At 47.4% G+C, this 17,436-nt stretch carries 11 protein-coding genes and 1 pseudogene; 8 read left to right on the forward strand and 4 right to left on the reverse strand.

The window, feature by feature from the left end; all coding sequences use genetic code 11:
- Positions 1-138 precede the first annotated feature (138 nt).
- The 4 genes from acnB to hrpB form a co-directional block, all read right to left on the reverse strand.
- On the reverse strand, positions 139-2,736 hold the full coding sequence (gene acnB / locus AACU59_RS05925; protein WP_094145290.1) for a bifunctional aconitate hydratase 2/2-methylisocitrate dehydratase: 2,598 nt from the start codon (positions 2,734-2,736) through the stop codon (positions 139-141).
- 246 nt (positions 2,737-2,982) lie between these two features.
- A complete protein-coding gene (locus tag AACU59_RS05930) occupies positions 2,983-5,241 on the reverse strand; it encodes a patatin-like phospholipase family protein (RefSeq protein WP_176428503.1) in 2,259 nt (752 codons plus the stop codon).
- 88 nt (positions 5,242-5,329) lie between these two features.
- Complete coding sequence (mrcB, locus tag AACU59_RS05935; RefSeq protein ID WP_094144582.1) at positions 5,330-7,678, reverse strand: penicillin-binding protein 1B; 2,349 nt, start codon at positions 7,676-7,678, stop codon at positions 5,330-5,332.
- Positions 7,675-10,143, reverse strand: a complete 2,469-nt coding sequence (gene hrpB, locus AACU59_RS05940; RefSeq protein ID WP_094144583.1) for an ATP-dependent helicase HrpB — start codon at positions 10,141-10,143, stop codon at positions 7,675-7,677. The genes mrcB and hrpB overlap by 4 nt, the downstream gene beginning before the upstream one ends.
- Before the next feature lie 55 nt (positions 10,144-10,198).
- Between hrpB and sfsA the strand changes: the two genes are divergently transcribed.
- The 8 genes and pseudogenes from sfsA to AACU59_RS05980 form a co-directional block, all read left to right on the forward strand.
- Positions 10,199-10,939: a DNA/RNA nuclease SfsA gene (gene sfsA / locus AACU59_RS05945; RefSeq protein WP_094144584.1), complete on the forward strand. Its 741-nt coding sequence runs from the start codon at positions 10,199-10,201 to the stop codon at positions 10,937-10,939.
- Between the two features lie 139 nt (positions 10,940-11,078).
- A complete protein-coding gene (dksA, locus tag AACU59_RS05950) occupies positions 11,079-11,525 on the forward strand; it encodes an RNA polymerase-binding protein DksA (RefSeq protein WP_013857662.1) in 447 nt (148 codons plus the stop codon).
- Between the two features lie 92 nt (positions 11,526-11,617).
- Positions 11,618-12,487 carry a tRNA glutamyl-Q(34) synthetase GluQRS gene (gluQRS, locus tag AACU59_RS05955; protein WP_094144585.1) on the forward strand — a complete coding sequence of 290 codons (870 nt, stop codon included), beginning with the start codon at positions 11,618-11,620 and terminating at the stop codon, positions 12,485-12,487.
- 107 nt (positions 12,488-12,594) lie between these two features.
- On the forward strand, positions 12,595-13,956 hold the full coding sequence (pcnB, locus tag AACU59_RS05960) for a polynucleotide adenylyltransferase PcnB (RefSeq protein ID WP_026028232.1): 1,362 nt from the start codon (positions 12,595-12,597) through the stop codon (positions 13,954-13,956).
- The gene (gene folK, locus AACU59_RS05965; protein WP_047690048.1) at positions 13,953-14,459 is read left to right on the forward strand and encodes a 2-amino-4-hydroxy-6-hydroxymethyldihydropteridine diphosphokinase; all 507 of its coding nucleotides are present in this window, start codon (positions 13,953-13,955) and stop codon (positions 14,457-14,459) included. Before pcnB ends, folK begins: the two co-directional genes overlap by 4 nt.
- Positions 14,459-15,253 carry a 3-methyl-2-oxobutanoate hydroxymethyltransferase gene (gene panB, locus AACU59_RS05970; RefSeq protein WP_010319550.1) on the forward strand — a complete coding sequence of 265 codons (795 nt, stop codon included), beginning with the start codon at positions 14,459-14,461 and terminating at the stop codon, positions 15,251-15,253. Before folK ends, panB begins: the two co-directional genes overlap by 1 nt.
- Before the next feature lie 11 nt (positions 15,254-15,264).
- A complete protein-coding gene (panC, locus tag AACU59_RS05975; protein WP_010319549.1) occupies positions 15,265-16,146 on the forward strand; it encodes a pantoate--beta-alanine ligase in 882 nt (293 codons plus the stop codon).
- A 448-nt stretch (positions 16,147-16,594) separates the two neighbouring features.
- A pseudogene (locus AACU59_RS05980) lies at positions 16,595-17,436 on the forward strand (IS4-like element ISVa18 family transposase); the annotation flags it as partial.

Consider the following 17,436-nt stretch of genomic DNA (forward strand, 5'->3'; position numbering starts at 1 on the left):
TGGGTCAAGTCATTGTTGGCGGATGCAGCCACAGATCGAACTTAATCTAATGCTATTTCAGCATTGAGTGAGAAGCTAGAATGGTAAAAAGCCACCGAATCGGTGGCTTTTTTATTAGGAGGTTAGCTTGGATAGCTCTTACACCGCTTGCTGGACAATCACACTGTCCGCTTTTTTAGTGTATTGCGCCATACGATGGAAGTTGAGGTAGCGATAGGTGTCAGCTGCAGTTGCGTTGATCTGCTTCGCGTACTCTAGATACTCTTCCAGTGTCGGAATGCGGCCTAAAATGGCACCCACGGCCGACAGCTCTGCCGAAGCAAGGTAAACATTCGCGCCGGTCCCTAAACGGTTCGGGAAGTTACGAGTCGAAGTCGACATAACGGTCGCTTTATCGGCAACACGCGCTTGGTTACCCATGCATAACGAACATCCTGGAGTTTCAATACGTACCCCAGCGCGACCAAAGATGCCGTAATAGCCCTCTTCGATAAGCTGATCTTTGTCCATCTTAGTCGGTGGCGCAACCCACAAACGTGTGTCTAACTGACCATTGAACTTCTCAAGCAATTTACCTGCCGCACGGAAGTGACCAATGTTGGTCATACAAGAACCGATGAAGACTTCATCAATAGGCGTACCTTGTACATCAGAAAGTAAGCGCGCATCGTCTGGGTCATTTGGCGCACATAAAATCGGCTCTTTAATCTCAGCAAGATCAATCTCAATCACATGTGCGTATTCTGCATCACTATCCGCTTGCATCAACTCAGGATTGGCTAGCCACGCTTCCATCGCCGTAATGCGACGCTCAATAGTACGGCGGTCACCATAACCTTCGGCGATCATCCACTTCAACATAGTGATGTTAGAGTTGAGGTACTCTTCAATTGAGGCTTGTGACAATTTAACCGTACAACCTGCCGCACTACGTTCTGCCGAGGCATCAGAAAGTTCAAACGCTTGCTCAACCGTTAAGTGCTCAACCCCTTCGATTTCTAGCACACGGCCAGAGAATTCGTTAATTTTCCCCGCTTTCGCCACCGTGAGCAGACCTTGCTTAATCCCGTAATAAGGAATCGCGTGCACTAGATCGCGCAGCGTGATGCCCGGCTGCATTTCACCTTTGAAACGCACCAAGACAGATTCTGGCATATCCAGTGGCATCACACCCGTTGCGGCCGCAAAAGCAACCAAGCCAGAACCAGCTGGGAATGAAATGCCAAGCGGGAAGCGTGTATGCGAGTCACCACCAGTACCGACGGTATCAGGTAACAACATACGGTTTAGCCATGAGTGAATAACGCCATCACCCGGACGCAGTGAAACACCGCCACGGTTCATGATGAAATCAGGCAAGGTATGGTGGGTATTCACATCGACAGGCTTTGGATAAGCCGAGGTATGACAGAAAGATTGCATGACTAAGTCAGCGGAGAACCCAAGACACGCCAAATCTTTCAATTCATCACGTGTCATCGGGCCAGTGGTATCTTGCGATCCAACCGTGGTCATTTTAGGTTCGCAGTAAGTCCCAGGACGAACACCCGTCACGCCGCATGCTTTACCGACCATTTTCTGAGCCAGTGTATAACCTTTGCCTGTATCAGCCACTGCAACTGGGCGACGAAATACTGTTGACGCTTCTAAGCCTAGTGCTTCGCGTGCTTTATCCGTTAAACCACGACCAACGATCAGTGGAATACGGCCGCCAGCGCGCACTTCATCAATCAATACATCGGTTTTAAGCTTGAACGTAGCAAGTACTTCGCCAGTGTCGTGGTTGCACACTTTGCCTTCAAATGGGTAAACATCAATCACATCACCCATGTTGAGTTTGGTAACGTCAACTTCAATCGGCAACGCGCCAGCATCTTCCATGGTGTTGAAGAAGATAGGTGCAATTTTACCGCCGAGCACGTAGCCACCCGCGCGTTTATTAGGCACAAATGGGATGTCGTCACCCATAAACCACAAAACAGAGTTAGTCGCGGATTTACGAGACGAGCCTGTACCGACCACATCACCCACATAGACTAGCTGATGGCCTTTCTCTTTTAGAGCTTCGATTTGAGTGATAGGGCCAATGCTGCCTGCTTTATCGGGTTGGATGCCTTCACGTTCATTTTTCAACATAGCCAGTGCATGCACTGGAATATCTGGGCGTGACCATGCATCTGGCGCTGGTGACAAATCATCAGTGTTGGTTTCGCCAGTAACTTTAAATACGGTCAGCGTGATCTTCTCTTGAAGCGCCGGTTTTGAAAGGAACCATTCCGCGTCTGCCCATGATTGCAGCACTTTTTGTGCATGTGCATTACCCGCTTTTGCTTTCTCTTCAACGTCATAGAACGCATCAAACATCAGTAGAGTACGCGATAGTGCATCAGCCGCAATCGGTGCCAGCTCAGCATCATCAAGCAATGAGACTAGCGGCTCGATGTTATAACCGCCTTGCATAGTTCCGAGTAGTTGCGCAGCTTTTGCGCGGCTCACTAACGGTGAAGAGACCTCACCTTTAGTGATGGCGGTTAAAAAGCCCGCTTTAACATAAGCGGCCTCATCCACACCGGGAGGAATTCGATTTTCAAGGAGATCAAGCATGAACGCTTCTTCACCTTGAGGGGGATTTTTCAACAGTTCAACAAGTCCTGCGACTTGTTCAGCATTTAGGGGTCTAGGAACAACTCCTTCGGCAGCACGCTCTACGACGTGTTTACGGTAGGCTTCAAGCACGACTTTTTCCTCTCATTGCGGTTTACCCCATTATTATTGACATGATGGGCAAACATCCTTGGAAACTTGGCTCTCCATTGCCAGATATTTTTATGTAATCAGCGGCAGAGAGGCCAAACTGTGGGACGAAGAATAGCAAATTTAACTTTAAATTAAAATCTTATCATTTTGACCAACATAGCAACTTAAGACTAAAGTTCTATGATTTTTGAGTCACTTACCGCCCACTTTTCAGCTCAATTCTCGCTAAAAGGTAGTGCCAATACTCAAGTATATCGAATCAAAATTATCTTCGGTTCGACCATAAGCAAACATAATCGGTCCAATCGGCGAATCAACACCAGCAAACACCGATCCCGCGCCGTATAATGGGGCGGTATCAAAGCTTAGATCAGGATCAGACCATACACCGCCGTATTCTATTGATGCACCGACATAAAATGGGGAACTGAACAGGCCAAAGTCATTATCAAACCAGCGATAACGATACACTAAACTGGTGAACGCTTTGTTCTGGCCAATTAAGCTGTTACGAGGGATACCCGATAAATTTAAGAAACCACCAATCGATTTAGGGTTTATCGGTTCACTGGAATTTTTACTTTGTACCACACCGTAATCAAGATTACCGACCAAAGTATGGCGACCAAAGCTGTAAGCGGCGATCAGTTCACCGGAAAATTCATACACGGTATCGTTTGATTCAAGATCGGAAGAGACACCAGAAACTTTATCGTGCGATGCAAGATACTCAAGATCAAGATAAACACCGCGGGTAGGCAAGCTGAAGTCATCTAAGGTATCAATGCGGTAGTTAGCAAACACACCAGCACGGGTGTAATCCATATTTCCCATGGATGGCCAATTTGACACTTCAGCCTCCCCATCGGTATAGCGGATCCCTAACTTAAACTCTCGCCATAATTTATCTTGATAACCAAGCGACAATTCTCCAATCCATTCTAAATAGCTGATCGGCAAATAATCTTTACTGGCTTCTAGACTGGTGTCATCAAACCCTTGCATTGGCTTATTACGTTTATCATTGCTAAACGAAATCAAAGCTGAGGTAAACGCTTTTTGTCCAGAAAAAAGAGGAGAAAAAAGCTCCGCTTCGATGATCTTATCGGTACCCATTTCTAGATTGAAACGTAATTCAGAACCAAACGAATTTAAGTTAGTGAAATTGGAAGAGATACCCAGCGCATATTGACTATCCGTATGAAAATCATCTTCTAAGAAAAAGCGAAAATTGAGGTAATTTGGCCCCCAAGATTTCTCTTTTACATCGATGACCAGTTGGTTCTTTCCTTCAAATTCTCGGTATTCATAGGTCACTAACTCAAAGCGATCCAATGCATAGAGATTTTCGACCGTCGCTTCAATCTGCTCGGTTGATAGCGGTTGTCCTGTCTTTAAATGTAAACGGTTTTTTAACAATTGATCGCTGTAATGACTGCGGTTGTTGAGTACGATTTCATCAACCTTTACATCATCGCCATAAATTAAAGCCCTGCGGCGAGCTTGTTTTGCTTCCACATAACGTTGATAACTAGCACTCGATAATGACAACGAAGCCAATACCGATTGGTTCGCCATTGCGATATCGTACCCTTTCCTATAAGCCGTAGGCATTTTATCAAATTCAGTGGTTTCCATACTGCCGACATCAGGGCGTAAAAATACATCTTGCTCATTCAATAAACGTGCTTGTTTTTGAGTGCTTCTTTGTACGAGATAGTTGGAAAGCTGATCGGCTACCGTCAAAAAGGTGGTAAAAGCTTCTTGGTTTTTGTAATCGGTACTGATATCTATCGCGATAACAATATCAGCCCCTAAGGCACGTGCAACATCAACAGGCATGTTATTGGTCACACCGCCATCGACTAACCAACGACCATTAACTTCGTAAGGTGGTAGTGCTCCGGGTACTGACATACTAGCCATCATCGCATCCACTAAATAGCCACGATCCAGCACTACTTCCTCAAGAGCAATGATATCAGTGGCTACCGCGCGATAAGGAATGGGCAGTTGATCAAAGGACTGAAATTCAGAGAGATTGCCCGACGTTTCTCGCAAAATACGCAACATATTCTGCCCTTGCACCACACCGCGTGGTGCGCGGATCTCCCCCCAACGCAGTCCAAGGTCGGTGGTCAGTTGATAGCGGTCTTCGTACTCTTTATCCCGAACACGACGTTGGCTACGGTTGACCCGGTCACGATAACCTTCATTCCAATCTACGCTGTAAATTAAACTTTCAATTTCATCAGCGCTCATACCACTGGCATAGAGGCCGCCCACATAAGCGCCCATGCTGGTACCAGTAATGAAATCAACGGGGATGCGCATCTCTTCCAGCGCTTTGAGAACGCCAATGTGCGCTGCACCTTTTGCTCCTCCTCCCGCAAGAACGACGGCAACTTTGGGGCGCGCAGCACGGTCGAGCATAGGTTTTTCAGCTTGTGGCTCATCAGCCACCGCGAAAGTCGCAGGAAACATGAATACCAAGAACAATAAGTTACTTAAAAACTGTTTCACGACTCTTCCTTAAATCCCTTTGAAATCAATTTAATATAAACTCCCCCAGCTACCACTGAAAGAGATTTTTTAACCATTGTCCTGGTTGTTTATCACAGCTCTGTTTCAATGCGCCGTTTTTATCCCACATGGGCAGTTTAAATTCGTTGTGACAATCTTGGACTAATTCACCCTCGGCACTGGTTTTAAAGCCAATCGTGGTAATGCCTTGCGGCCAAGGAAGAAGTAATTTTTCTGGGATCCGATGTTGTAAATATTCCGCGTACACCCGTAATGCACCACTCGAACCCGTAAGTTTGATCGGCTGATTATCATCGCGGCCAAGCCAAACCGTGGTGACTTCACGACCATCCACCCCGACAAACCAACTGTCGCGGCTATCGTTAGTGGTACCAGTTTTCCCCGCCAATGCCGCCCAAGCGAACTGGTTATTGAGATAGCGCCCGGTCCCTTCAAGTACTCCTCGCTTCATCGCATAAGTTGTAAGCCACGCCGCTTGCTGCTCAACGGCTTGGGATACTTTGGGAATTGATTGATAGAGCACATTGCCCTCTAAATCCAGTACCGAGCGCAGCGCCGATAAGGGCGCTTTTTTACCCGAGTTGGTTAAGGTTTGGTACATCTGCGCCACTTGATAAGGCGTCAGAGAGAACGCGCCAAGAAACATCGACAGTACAGGACGGATCTCCTCTTTGTTGACACCGAGCCGCACCAAAGTGTCAGAAACTTGTTCAATCCCAAGCTGCATGCCCAATTGTACCGTAGGCACATTAAGTGATTTGGCTAACGCGAGATACAGCGGCACTTCACCACGGAACTGACGATCAAAGTTGCGCGGTGACCACACTTCACCTTTGTTCCCTTTGAGTGTGATGGGTTTATCGATAAGCGTGCTGGCTAAGTTGTATTTATCTGGCTGTGCGAGTGCGGTGAGATAGACCGCTGGTTTGACTAACGAGCCGATAGGACGGCTTGCATTTAAAGCGCGGTTAAAGCCGTCATAACCGGTCTGTTTACCGCCAACCATGGCACGGATCTCACCACTGGTTCGATCAACAGCGATCGCTGCGGCTTCTAAGTTTTTCCCCGCCGTTTTGGAAAGCACTGGAATTTGTCGATCAATCGCCAGCTCCAATTTGGCTTGCGAAACAGGATCGAGCGAGGTGAAGACGCGTAAGCCGGTATCCGCTTTGAAGGTCTCACCCACTTTCTCTTTCAGTTCTATTTTTAACTGCTGAAAATACGCTGGCTGTCGGCTGGCAATGTGAGGATGCTTTTGCACATCTAACGGTCGACTTGCCGCTTGTTCAAACTGTTTGGCCGTCAAAATATCTTGCTGCATCATCAGCTTTAAAACCAAGTCACGACGCTCTTTAGCACGTTCAGGGTAACGCGCAGGGTTATAATAAGAAGGCCCTTTAACCATGCCCACCAACAACGCTAATTGATCAATGCGCAATTCTTGCAATGGTTGACCGAAATAAAGCCGTGAGGCGAGGCCGAAACCGTGAATCGCCTCACCGCCACTTTGCCCTAAATAGACCTCATTTAGGTAGGCTTCTAAAATGCGATCTTTACTGTAGCGATAGTCGATAATGAGCGCCATATAAGCTTCACGCACTTTACGCCATAAGGTTCGATCGCTAGATAAGAAAATATTTTTTGCCAGCTGCTGAGTTAACGTGCTGCCGCCTTGCACGGTGCGCCCAGCCTTAATGTTGGCCACTAAAGCACGGGCAATCGCAAATGGAGAGATGCCATCATGTTGATAAAAATAGCGATCCTCGGTCGCAAGCAACGCATCCACCATCACTTCAGGAAACTGATCACGACGTAAAAATAGCCGCTGCTCATCGTTGCCTTTTTCAAGCATGCCGAGCATTTTTGGCTCAATACGCAAGTAACCTAAATCCCCTTTTTGCTCAAGAGATTGGATACGGACTAAACCGCTGTCATTAAAATGGAGCATCACATGGCGGTCAGGCTCAGGGCCATCGGCAAACTCAAAAGGGCGGCGGATGATCTCAATTTTGCTTGATGATGAAGAGTACTCGCCAGCATAGCGTGGCTGGTTCACTTTGCGATAGTTGAGTACATCAAGCTCATTGCGCAGCTCTTGCAGCGGGATGTTATCACCGGGTGCTAAATTCAAAATGCGCGCATACACGACGGTCGGTAAATCAAAAAGCTGGCCTTCGAAGCGTTGTTTGACCACGCTATTTAGGTAAATACCAACAAACAACAGCACCGCGGCCAGTGCAAGGCTCAGTTTCCAGCCAATACCCCACACAATTTTCCACCATGCTTTGCGTGGCGGTGAAGGCTTCTTAGCCGGGCGACGTGAAGGTTTTTTTACGCTATTTTTTTGAGTGCCCGTAGGCTTTTTCTGGGTTGTCATTGTGCTAATTGCCGCTTAGTTTTCGTCGTCGCTATGTGGTTGGCAGGATCATCAGGCCAAACGTGTTTTGGGTAACGCCCTTTCATCTCTTTTTGTACTTCTTTATAAGCGCCCTGCCAGAAACCGGCGAGATCTTGAGTTACTTGCAAAGGCCGCTGCGCAGGTGAGAGCAGTTCCATCACCACTTTTTTGCGCCCTTGAGCGATGGTAGGGGAATCTTGCTCGCCAAACATCTCCTGCATACGGACCGACAGCATCGGCTCCGCGCCCAGTTGATAACGAATGGCGGCTCGATTGCCTGTGGGTAGCAGGTGGTGAGTTGGAAGCCAGCGATCAATCTCTTGGTTTAATGGCCAACCTAAATAGGCATTGAGCGCATCAAAAAGCGGTACTTTCGCTAACGCTTTGACCGATTTTACTCCGACTAAATAGGGGGCTAACCAAATTTCAAGATCATCAAGCAGCGCTTGTTCCTCGACAGCAGGCCACGCCGCTTCCGGTAGCCATTTCGCAGCGCAACGCATGCGCGTTAATAAAGCGCTCGCCGCTTCGCTCCACTGTAATACCGATAACCCCTTGCGACGGACATAATTGAGCAAGGCTTGCGTCATTTTTTCATGAGCAGGCTCTTGCAGTGCTTCACGCTCAATGACCAATTTACCGCACAGGGTTAGCCTTTCCGCGCACAGTTTCCCTGCTTTCTCATCCCAATCGACTCGTTCTTGTGTACTAAATAGCTCTGGAAAATGGGCTTGCAGTGAATCAATATCCAACTCTGTCGCAACAAAGATTTGGCTCGCTTGTGAGCCGCTGCGCATTAAATCCACCACCACTAAATAGTGCGCGCCCGCGAGGCGTTCATCGTCACGCATTTGCGCACCGTGACCATTCGCCAATAAAAACTGCCCCCGTTGCGACTCGCTGCGACGCTGGGCAATGCGATCGGGAAAAGCCAAACTCAGCACTAACGCCAACAATGATTCATCCACTTGTGTTAGCTGAAATTGGCCACCGAGTGCGCGCGCAAGCGTCGTGGCACGCTGATGTAGGTTTTGTGTCTTAGGGTGAGTCGCTTGCTGCCAACGCATTAAGCTATGTTGTAAATCCAGCACATTCCGCTCAGGCTCTTCCAATAACGCGGTCACAGCGAGCGCCGTATTTAGCATTGAATCACTCGTTTCATGGGCTTTGAGCAGCATACTTACCAGCCTTGGTTCCACACCGAGTGACTGCGCTTTTTTACCCAATGCGCTGAGCTGCTGTTTGCTGTCCATCAAACCAAGCGTATGCAATAGACTCCAAGCTTGCTGCATCGCTGCTGCTGGTGGTGCATCCAACCAAGGCAAATCGTTGACCGACACCACACCCCACTGCGCAAGCTCCATCGCCAAAGGCGCTAAGTCACTGTGCAATATTTCCGCGCTCGGCACTTGGGGTTGCTGCTTATATTGTGCTTCGCTGTAAAGGCGCAAACAGATACCAGGTTCTAGGCGTCCGGCGCGCCCCGTGCGTTGCTGCGCCGATGATTGGGCAATTTTCACTTGCTCTAAACGAGTGATGCCCGTTTTAAGATCAAACTTCGCTATCCGCTCTAGCCCTGCATCCACGACTAAGCGTATCCCCTCAATGGTCAGCGATGTTTCGGCAATATTGGTCGCTAGCACAATTTTCCGTTTGCCTGCTACTGCAGGCGCAATCGCTTTTTGCTGCGCTTGTAGATTCAACTGCCCGTATAAAGGACAAATATCAAACTCATCGGCTAAGTGTGCGAGCTGCTGTTCAAGCTGTTTAATGGCTGAAACGCCAGGTAAAAAAGCCAGCAGAGAGCCACTTTCAGCTCGCATCAAGCCTTCAATCTGTTTGCTCATCGTCGGCACAAGATAATCATTGGCTCGCAGCGGTGCATAGCGCACTTCAACTGGATAAGCACGACCTTCAGATTGCACATAAAGCGCTTGGGGTAATAATGACTGTAATGCCAATTGATCTAAGGTTGCCGACATTACGACGATTTTAAGATCTTCTCGCAGCGCTGATTGCACTTCCAAACTTAATGCGAGAGCCGTATCCGCGTGAATACTCCGCTCGTGATACTCATCGAAGATCAAGAGATCGATGCCGCTTAGCTCAGGATCGGTTTGAATCATACGTGTCATGATCCCTTCTGTCACAATTTCAAGCTGCGTCGCTGCGCTGACTTTACTCTCACCACGCATACGATAGCCGACGGTTTGCCCAACACTCTCACCTAATTGCTGTGCTAAATAGCAAGCAATACTGCGCGCCGCCAAACGACGCGGTTCAAGCATGATGATCTTACCCGTGAATAATTGCGCTTTTAATAGCTGTAACGGGAAATGGGTCGACTTACCCGCGCCGGGAGCGGCTTTGACAATCATCTGTGGGTGAGCTTGTACTCCCGCCAGCAGCTCGGGCATCACAGCTTGAATGGGCAATTGTGACAATGTGCAATCCTTATGGTTAAATGGCGGCAACATTGTACATAAAAACAGTAGATAAATGCAGTTCAATCCTCCACTTCGATCCGCGACCTTACTCAAACGCTACAAGCGTTTTTTGGCCGACATTGAGTTTGCCGATGGTCAGCAAGAGACTATTCACTGCGCCAATACTGGCGCGATGACGGGCTGCGCCGAGGCGGGTAATCGTGTCTGGTTCTCCACCTCAGACAACCCTAAGCGTAAATACCCACAAAGTTGGGAGCTAACTGAAACCCAGCAAGGCCACTGCATTTGCGTCAACACGGCTCGGGCGAATACGTTGGCAGTAGAAGCGATTCAAAACGGCATCATCAAAGAGCTGCAAGGGTATGAGCAATTACAAACTGAAGTGCGCTACGGCCAAGAAAATAGCCGAATTGATATCTTGCTCAAATCACCCTCTAAACCGACGTGCTATATAGAAGTGAAAAGCGTCACCTTATTGGATGAGCGTTACTCTCCACACGACGATGTCGCCTGCAATTCAGGACAAGGCTATTTCCCCGATGCCGTTACAACGCGTGGACAAAAGCATTTGCGTGAATTAACGGAAATGGCAAAAAGTGGAAGCAGAGCAGTACTTTTGTTTGCTGTTTTGCATTCAGGGATTGAAAAAGTCTCGCCTGCACTCCATATAGACGCAAACTATTCACTATTATTGAAACAAGCGCAAAAAGAAGGGGTGGAAGTACTGTGCTACAAGGCTGTACTTTCAAGGAATGAAATCAAGCTCGTTAACACTGTAGAATTCGCCCATTAGTGACAAAAAATTGATGGCGCCTTCACATTGACAATAAGTTTACGATTGAGTGTTTGCCTCCTATAGATCTTTTTGCTATAGATACCCGCCTAAAATTAGCTGCTCGCGCAGTTGACTAGGTGTTAGTAGGAGATGCTGCATGCCGGAATTAAAGAAAAAAGCGATAGGCATCCTAGCCATTGCAGGTGTTGAGCCGTATCAGGAAAAGCCAGGTGAAGAGTATATGTCACCTGAGCAAATAGCTCACTTTACAAAAATTTTAAGTGCTTGGCGCAACCAACTTCGTGAAGAAGTTGAGCGTACCGTTCACCATATGCAAGATGAAGCCGCAAACTTTCCCGATCCCGTTGATCGCGCTTCTCAAGAAGAAGAATTCAGCTTGGAATTGCGTAACCGTGACCGTGAACGTCGCTTGATCAAGAAAATTGAAAAAACATTAAGCAAAATTGAAGAAGATGATTTTGGTTTTTGTGAATCTTGTGGCGTGGAAATCGGCGTTCGTCGCTTAGAAGCTCGACCAACGGCGGACCTTTGCATTGACTGCAAAACGCTAGCCGAACTTAAAGAAAAACAGATGCAAGGTTAATCTTACCTTTTGTTTGTGTTAAAAAAGGGAGCTAAAGCTCCCTTTTTGTTTTCACTCGATACCCAAATAACTTGTAACTTGGATGAATCGCAATGCACTATATTGGCCGATTTGCCCCATCACCTTCAGGCCCACTTCATTTTGGTTCTTTGATCGCTGCACTTGGCAGCTACTTTCAAGCAAAATCACAGCAAGGTAAGTGGTTGGTTCGCATCGAAGATTTAGATCCGCCAAGAGAAATGCCAGGAGCCTCCACCCTGATACTTCAAGCCATCGAAGCCTATGGTTTGCATTGGGATGACGAGGTGGTTTATCAAAGCCAGCGCCACACTTTATACCAAGATCAAATTGAGGCTTGGCTTGAATCAGGGCAAGCCTATTATTGTGATTGCACGCGTAAACAAATTAAACAGATGGGTGGCTTTTATCCCGGTACATGCCGCTATAAAAAACCAACATTAACCGAAGATTGCGCGGTTAGGTTGCGTGTTGATACACCGGTAGAGTCATTTTTCGACCAAAAACATGGCGAAATTCACATTCCAAAAGCATTAGCACAGGAAGACTTCATCATTAAGCGACGTGACGGTTTATTTGCTTATAATCTTGCCGTAGTGCTCGATGATATCGATCAAGGAGTGACGGAAGTGGTGCGGGGAGCCGATTTAATTGAACCAACAGGACGACAAATCAGCTTGTATCATTGCTTACATAAAACTCCGGTAAGCTACCTTCACTTGCCGCTCGCGATGGATGGTAATGGCAATAAATTATCCAAACAGAATCATGCCACTGCCATTGATATTCAAAATCCTAAACCTACTTTGCTTAAGGCAATGCGCTTTTTAGGGTTTGAGATAAAACAAGAGATTAGCGACGCTTCCATCGATGAAATTATCTTTTGGGGCAGTCAGAATTGGCACGTTGAACAACTCCCTCGGGAGACCGAGATCACACCGTGATTCTCAAAAGGCTATCCTTACGCTATGATTAGCCGCAAAATCGTCCCGAACGGGCACTTTAAATAACAAAAGCAAGGTTGGCAAAAACCAATTATTGCCAGATGCACATGAATAAAAACGACTATACACCACGCGAAAATCGCGTTTACCAAGACTTAGCTCTAAATATTATCACTCGTGATGAACACAATATTTCGCGCAAGCAAATCAGCGATAATGCGCTCAAGGTGCTATACCGACTTCATGGCGCAGGTTTTGACGCCTATTTAGTCGGTGGTGGAGTACGCGACCTACTATTAGGTGAGACACCAAAAGATTTTGATATCGCCACTAATGCAACACCAGAGCAAATACGCCAACAGTTTCGCAACTGCCGCTTGATCGGCCGTCGCTTTCGCTTAGCGCACATCATGTTTGGCCGCGACGTGGTAGAAGTGGCGACTTTCCGTGGACACCATCAAGAGCCGAGCCAAAACGTCTCAGCACAATCTGAAGCGGGTATGCTGCTGCGTGATAACGTCTACGGCACCATTGATGAAGATGCAGAACGCCGGGACTTCACGATTAACGCCATGTATTACAACATCGGTGATTACAGCATTCATGATTATGCTGGCGGCATGGACGACTTAGAAGATAAGCTCATCCGCTTAATTGGCGATCCTGAAACGCGCTACCGTGAAGACCCAGTGCGCATGTTGCGTGCGATTCGTTTTGCGGCCAAGCTCGATTTCGATATCGAAGAAGAGACTGCCGACCCAATCGAACATCTTGCTCCTTTACTGCAAGATATTCCTGCGGCACGTTTGTACGAAGAATCGCTAAAGATGCTGCAAACCGGCCACGGTTTAGAAACCTACCACTTAATGCGTGAGTACAACCTGTTCCAGCAGTTGTTCCCTGTGATAGCTCAAGAGTTCACTCCAGACTACGACTCGCACACAGAACAGATGTTGGATCTGGTCTTAGATTCAACCGACCTGCGTATTGAAGAAGGTAAACGCATCAACCCAGCCTTCATGTTTGCTGCCATGTTCTGGTACCCGACGGTGAAACTGGCTGATGCGTTAATGCAGCAGCGTAATTTCGCCTATTACGACGCCGTCATGGAAGCGAGTAACCTCATCCTTGACCAAGTGGTGAAAACCCTTGCCATACCTCGTCGTCATACCGCGACAATTCGCGAAATTTGGCAATTGCAGTTGCGCTTACCACGTCGCAATGGGAAACGCGCCTTCCGCCTTATGGAGCTCAACAAATTCCGAGCGGGTTTTGATTTTCTACAAATGCGTGGCGAGATCGAAGGCGGAGAAACGAAGAAGCTGGCTGACTGGTGGACAACGTTTGAAAGCGCCGGGCGGGATATGCGCCAAGCGATGGCAAATGATTTGGAAAGTGGCGCAAGTAACAAGCCGAATGTACGCCGCCGCAGAAGCCCACGTAATAAAAAGAGCCGCCCAGAATCATGATTCTCGTTTATATTGCTGTTGGCAGTAATTTAGGCGACCCAATCGCGCAAGCTAAGCAGGCCATTGAAGCCTTGAAATGTTTGCCACACTCTCGATTTTTAAGCGCCTCATCCTTGTACAGTAGTACACCGATGGGGCCACAAAACCAGCCCGATTACATCAATGCGGTGGTTGCGATAGAAACCGATTTAACGCCACTTGAGCTGCTCGATTGCACACAAAATATCGAGTTAGAGCAAGGGCGAGTTCGCAAAGAAGAACGTTGGGGGCCAAGAACGCTCGATCTGGATATTCTTCTTTACGGCAATGAGGTGATCGATTCCGAGCGATTGACCATTCCTCACTACGGAATGAAAGTACGTGAATTCGTGCTCTACCCGCTCGCCGAAATCGCACCAAGTTTACAACTCCCTGATGGGACTGAGCTCAATCAATTGTTACCGCTCGTCGAACGTAACGGGCTCGGTATTTGGCACTCGCCAGCGCCTCGTAAGGACATTTAATGAAAAAAATCACCATAAACGATCTGATCCAATGGAAACAACAAGGTCGTAAATTTGCAACCGTCACCGCGTATGACGCAAGCTTTGCTCAGCTTTTTGAAAGCCAAGAGATGCCTGTATTATTAGTGGGCGATTCTCTGGGTATGGTGCTACAAGGTCACACAGATACCCTACCCGTCACCGTTGAAGAGATTGCCTACCACACACGCAGCGTGCGTGCCGGTAGCCCTAACTGTTTATTGATGGCTGATATGCCTTTTATGAGCTACGCCACACCACAACAAGCCTGTGAAAGCGCCGCTAAATTGATGCAAGCGGGTGCAAATATGGTCAAAATCGAAGGTGGTGATTGGCTGGTCGAGACGGTGAAAATGCTGACTGAACGCGCGGTTCCGGTTTGCGCACACCTTGGTTTAACACCACAATCGGTCAATATTTTTGGTGGCTATAAAGTCCAAGGCCGCGACCAAGAAAAAGCAGACCGAATGGTCAAAGACGCGTTGGCGCTCCAAGAAGCGGGCGCACAAATTGTGTTATTAGAGTGTGTACCGGCCAGCCTAGCAGCGCGAATTACCGAAGTGCTTGATGTGCCAGTGATTGGCATTGGCGCAGGTAACGTGACCGATGGACAAATTCTAGTAATGCACGATATGTTCGGAATTTCGGCGAATTACATGCCAAAATTTTCGAAAAACTTCCTTGCTGAAACAGGGGATATGCGTAAAGCCGTTGCAAAATACATCGCAGATGTAGAAAGTGCCGCTTTCCCTGATGACGCTCATACCATCGCCTAAAGGAGATATTCATGCAAACTTTTGCTGACATTTCAGCTCTTCGCGAGCAGATCAAACAGTATAAGCGTGAAGGCCGCCGAGTCGCTTTTGTGCCGACCATGGGCAATTTACATGAAGGCCACTTAACCCTAGTGCGTAAAGCACGTGAAGAGGGCAATGTGGTCGTGGTCAGTATTTTTGTTAACCCGATGCAATTTGACCGCGCGGATGACTTAAATAACTACCCGAGAACACTGGATGAAGACTTAAGCAAACTCAACGCGGAAGCGGTTGATTTGGTCTTTACCCCAACCCCAGAAATAATGTATCCGCAAGGATTAGAAAAACAGACCTTTGTTGAAGTACCGGGGCTTTCTCATATGCTCGAAGGCGCATCAAGACCAGGGCATTTCCGTGGCGTTGCAACCATAGTCGCTAAGCTGTTCAACATAGTGCAGCCGAATGTTGCCTGTTTTGGTGAAAAAGATTTTCAACAGTTAGCGGTGATCCGCCAAATGGTCAGCGATCTTTGTATGGATATCGAGATTGTCGGCGTCCCTACCGTCCGTGAAATGGATGGCTTGGCGATGAGTTCACGTAACGGGCTGCTGACGTTAGATGAACGCCAACGTGCTCCTGTCCTTGCTCGCACCATGCGTTGGATAAGCAGTGCACTGCGTGGTGGCCGCGACGATTACGCGTCGATCATTGAAGATGCCAGTGACCAATTGCGTGCTGCTGGGCTACAACCTGATGAGCTGTTTATTCGCGATGCCAAAACGCTGCAACTGATCTCGAATGAGACCACACAAGCGGTGATCTTAGTATCTGCATTTCTGGGTAAAGTACGCTTAATCGACAACCAAGTGTTGGAATTTAGCGCCGAAACGAAAGCGGACCCTGAAGAAGAGTAATTGCTATTTCAAGTGATGAAGTGATGAAGTGATGAAGTGATGAAGTGATGAAGTGATGACTCATTCTCGCTTCAAAACCCTATATTGCAAAGGTCGCCCATAAGGAGCGACCTTTTTTGTATCGTTATTTAACTGAGGTTAACGCGATTATCGGAGAGCAATAATAGTTTGATCATTTTTGAGGTTCGTTACTACTAAGGTTGATGAAATGACAATAAATAGTGATCAATTTTTAGCTCATTTTTGGACAAAAACTGTTTCAGCAAACCACGTCGATCATCATAAATGGCTTACTCTCAACGCTCACAAAACTAATTCCCTCCCCTTCAAGGGGAGGGTTAGGGTCTGTCTCTTATACACAAATCCCCAAGCCTCTGCTTGGGGATTTTTTTGAACTAATTTTATGTTTCATGATCTGATCATCTAAGCAATAACAAGGATGATTAGAATGACTTATATAGAACCAACCCTCTGGGCACAAAAGCAATTTGGTCAAGCTCACCTCAATGACCCAAGACGTACTCAAAGACTCGTTGCCCTAGCAGCCTCTCTGGCCGAGCAACCTGGCGTACCGGTCTCGAAACTCATCATCTCCCCTGCTGATATGGAAGGGGCTTATCGCTTTATTCGTAATGAGCAAATCAAAGCAGAAGATATCGCTGAAGCGGGCTTTCATGTCACAGCGCAAGAGGCTTTAGAGCAACAAACACTTCTTGCATTAGAAGATACGACTTCTCTAAGTTACTCCCATCGCAGCATACAAGATGAACTTGGGCACTCCAATCAAGGCAATCGAAATCGAGCTATGTTCATACACTCGACCTTACTTTTTGCTCCCGAAACTCAAGTGGTTGTTGGCTTAATTGAACAACAACGCTGGACTCGAGATATTGAAAAGCGTGGACAAGGACACCAGTACGCCACTCGACCATACAAAGAGAAAGAAAGCTATAAATGGGAGCAAGCTTCTCGCCATGTCGCAGAGCGACTTGGCGAGAAAATCTCAGATGTTATTTCTGTGTGCGATAGAGAAGCCGACCTATTTGAATACCTCACTTACAAGCAAGAGCAACAACAGCGATTCCTCGTTCGCTCAATGCAAAGTCGCTGTATAAAAGAGCATGATAATCGTCTTTATGACTACGCTTCCAAGCTGCAATCAGCAGGAGAAAGAGTGCTCGACATACCGCAAAAAGGCGGCCGTAAAGCTCGCACGGTTCACCTAGACATCAAATATGCCCCCGTGACACTCAAATCTCCCGCGAATAAAAAAGAGTTCAATAACATTCC

The sequence above is a fragment of the Vibrio sp. V23_P3S9T160 genome, from assembly GCF_963886625.1.
GTDB classification, from domain to species: domain Bacteria; phylum Pseudomonadota; class Gammaproteobacteria; order Enterobacterales; family Vibrionaceae; genus Vibrio; species Vibrio anguillarum.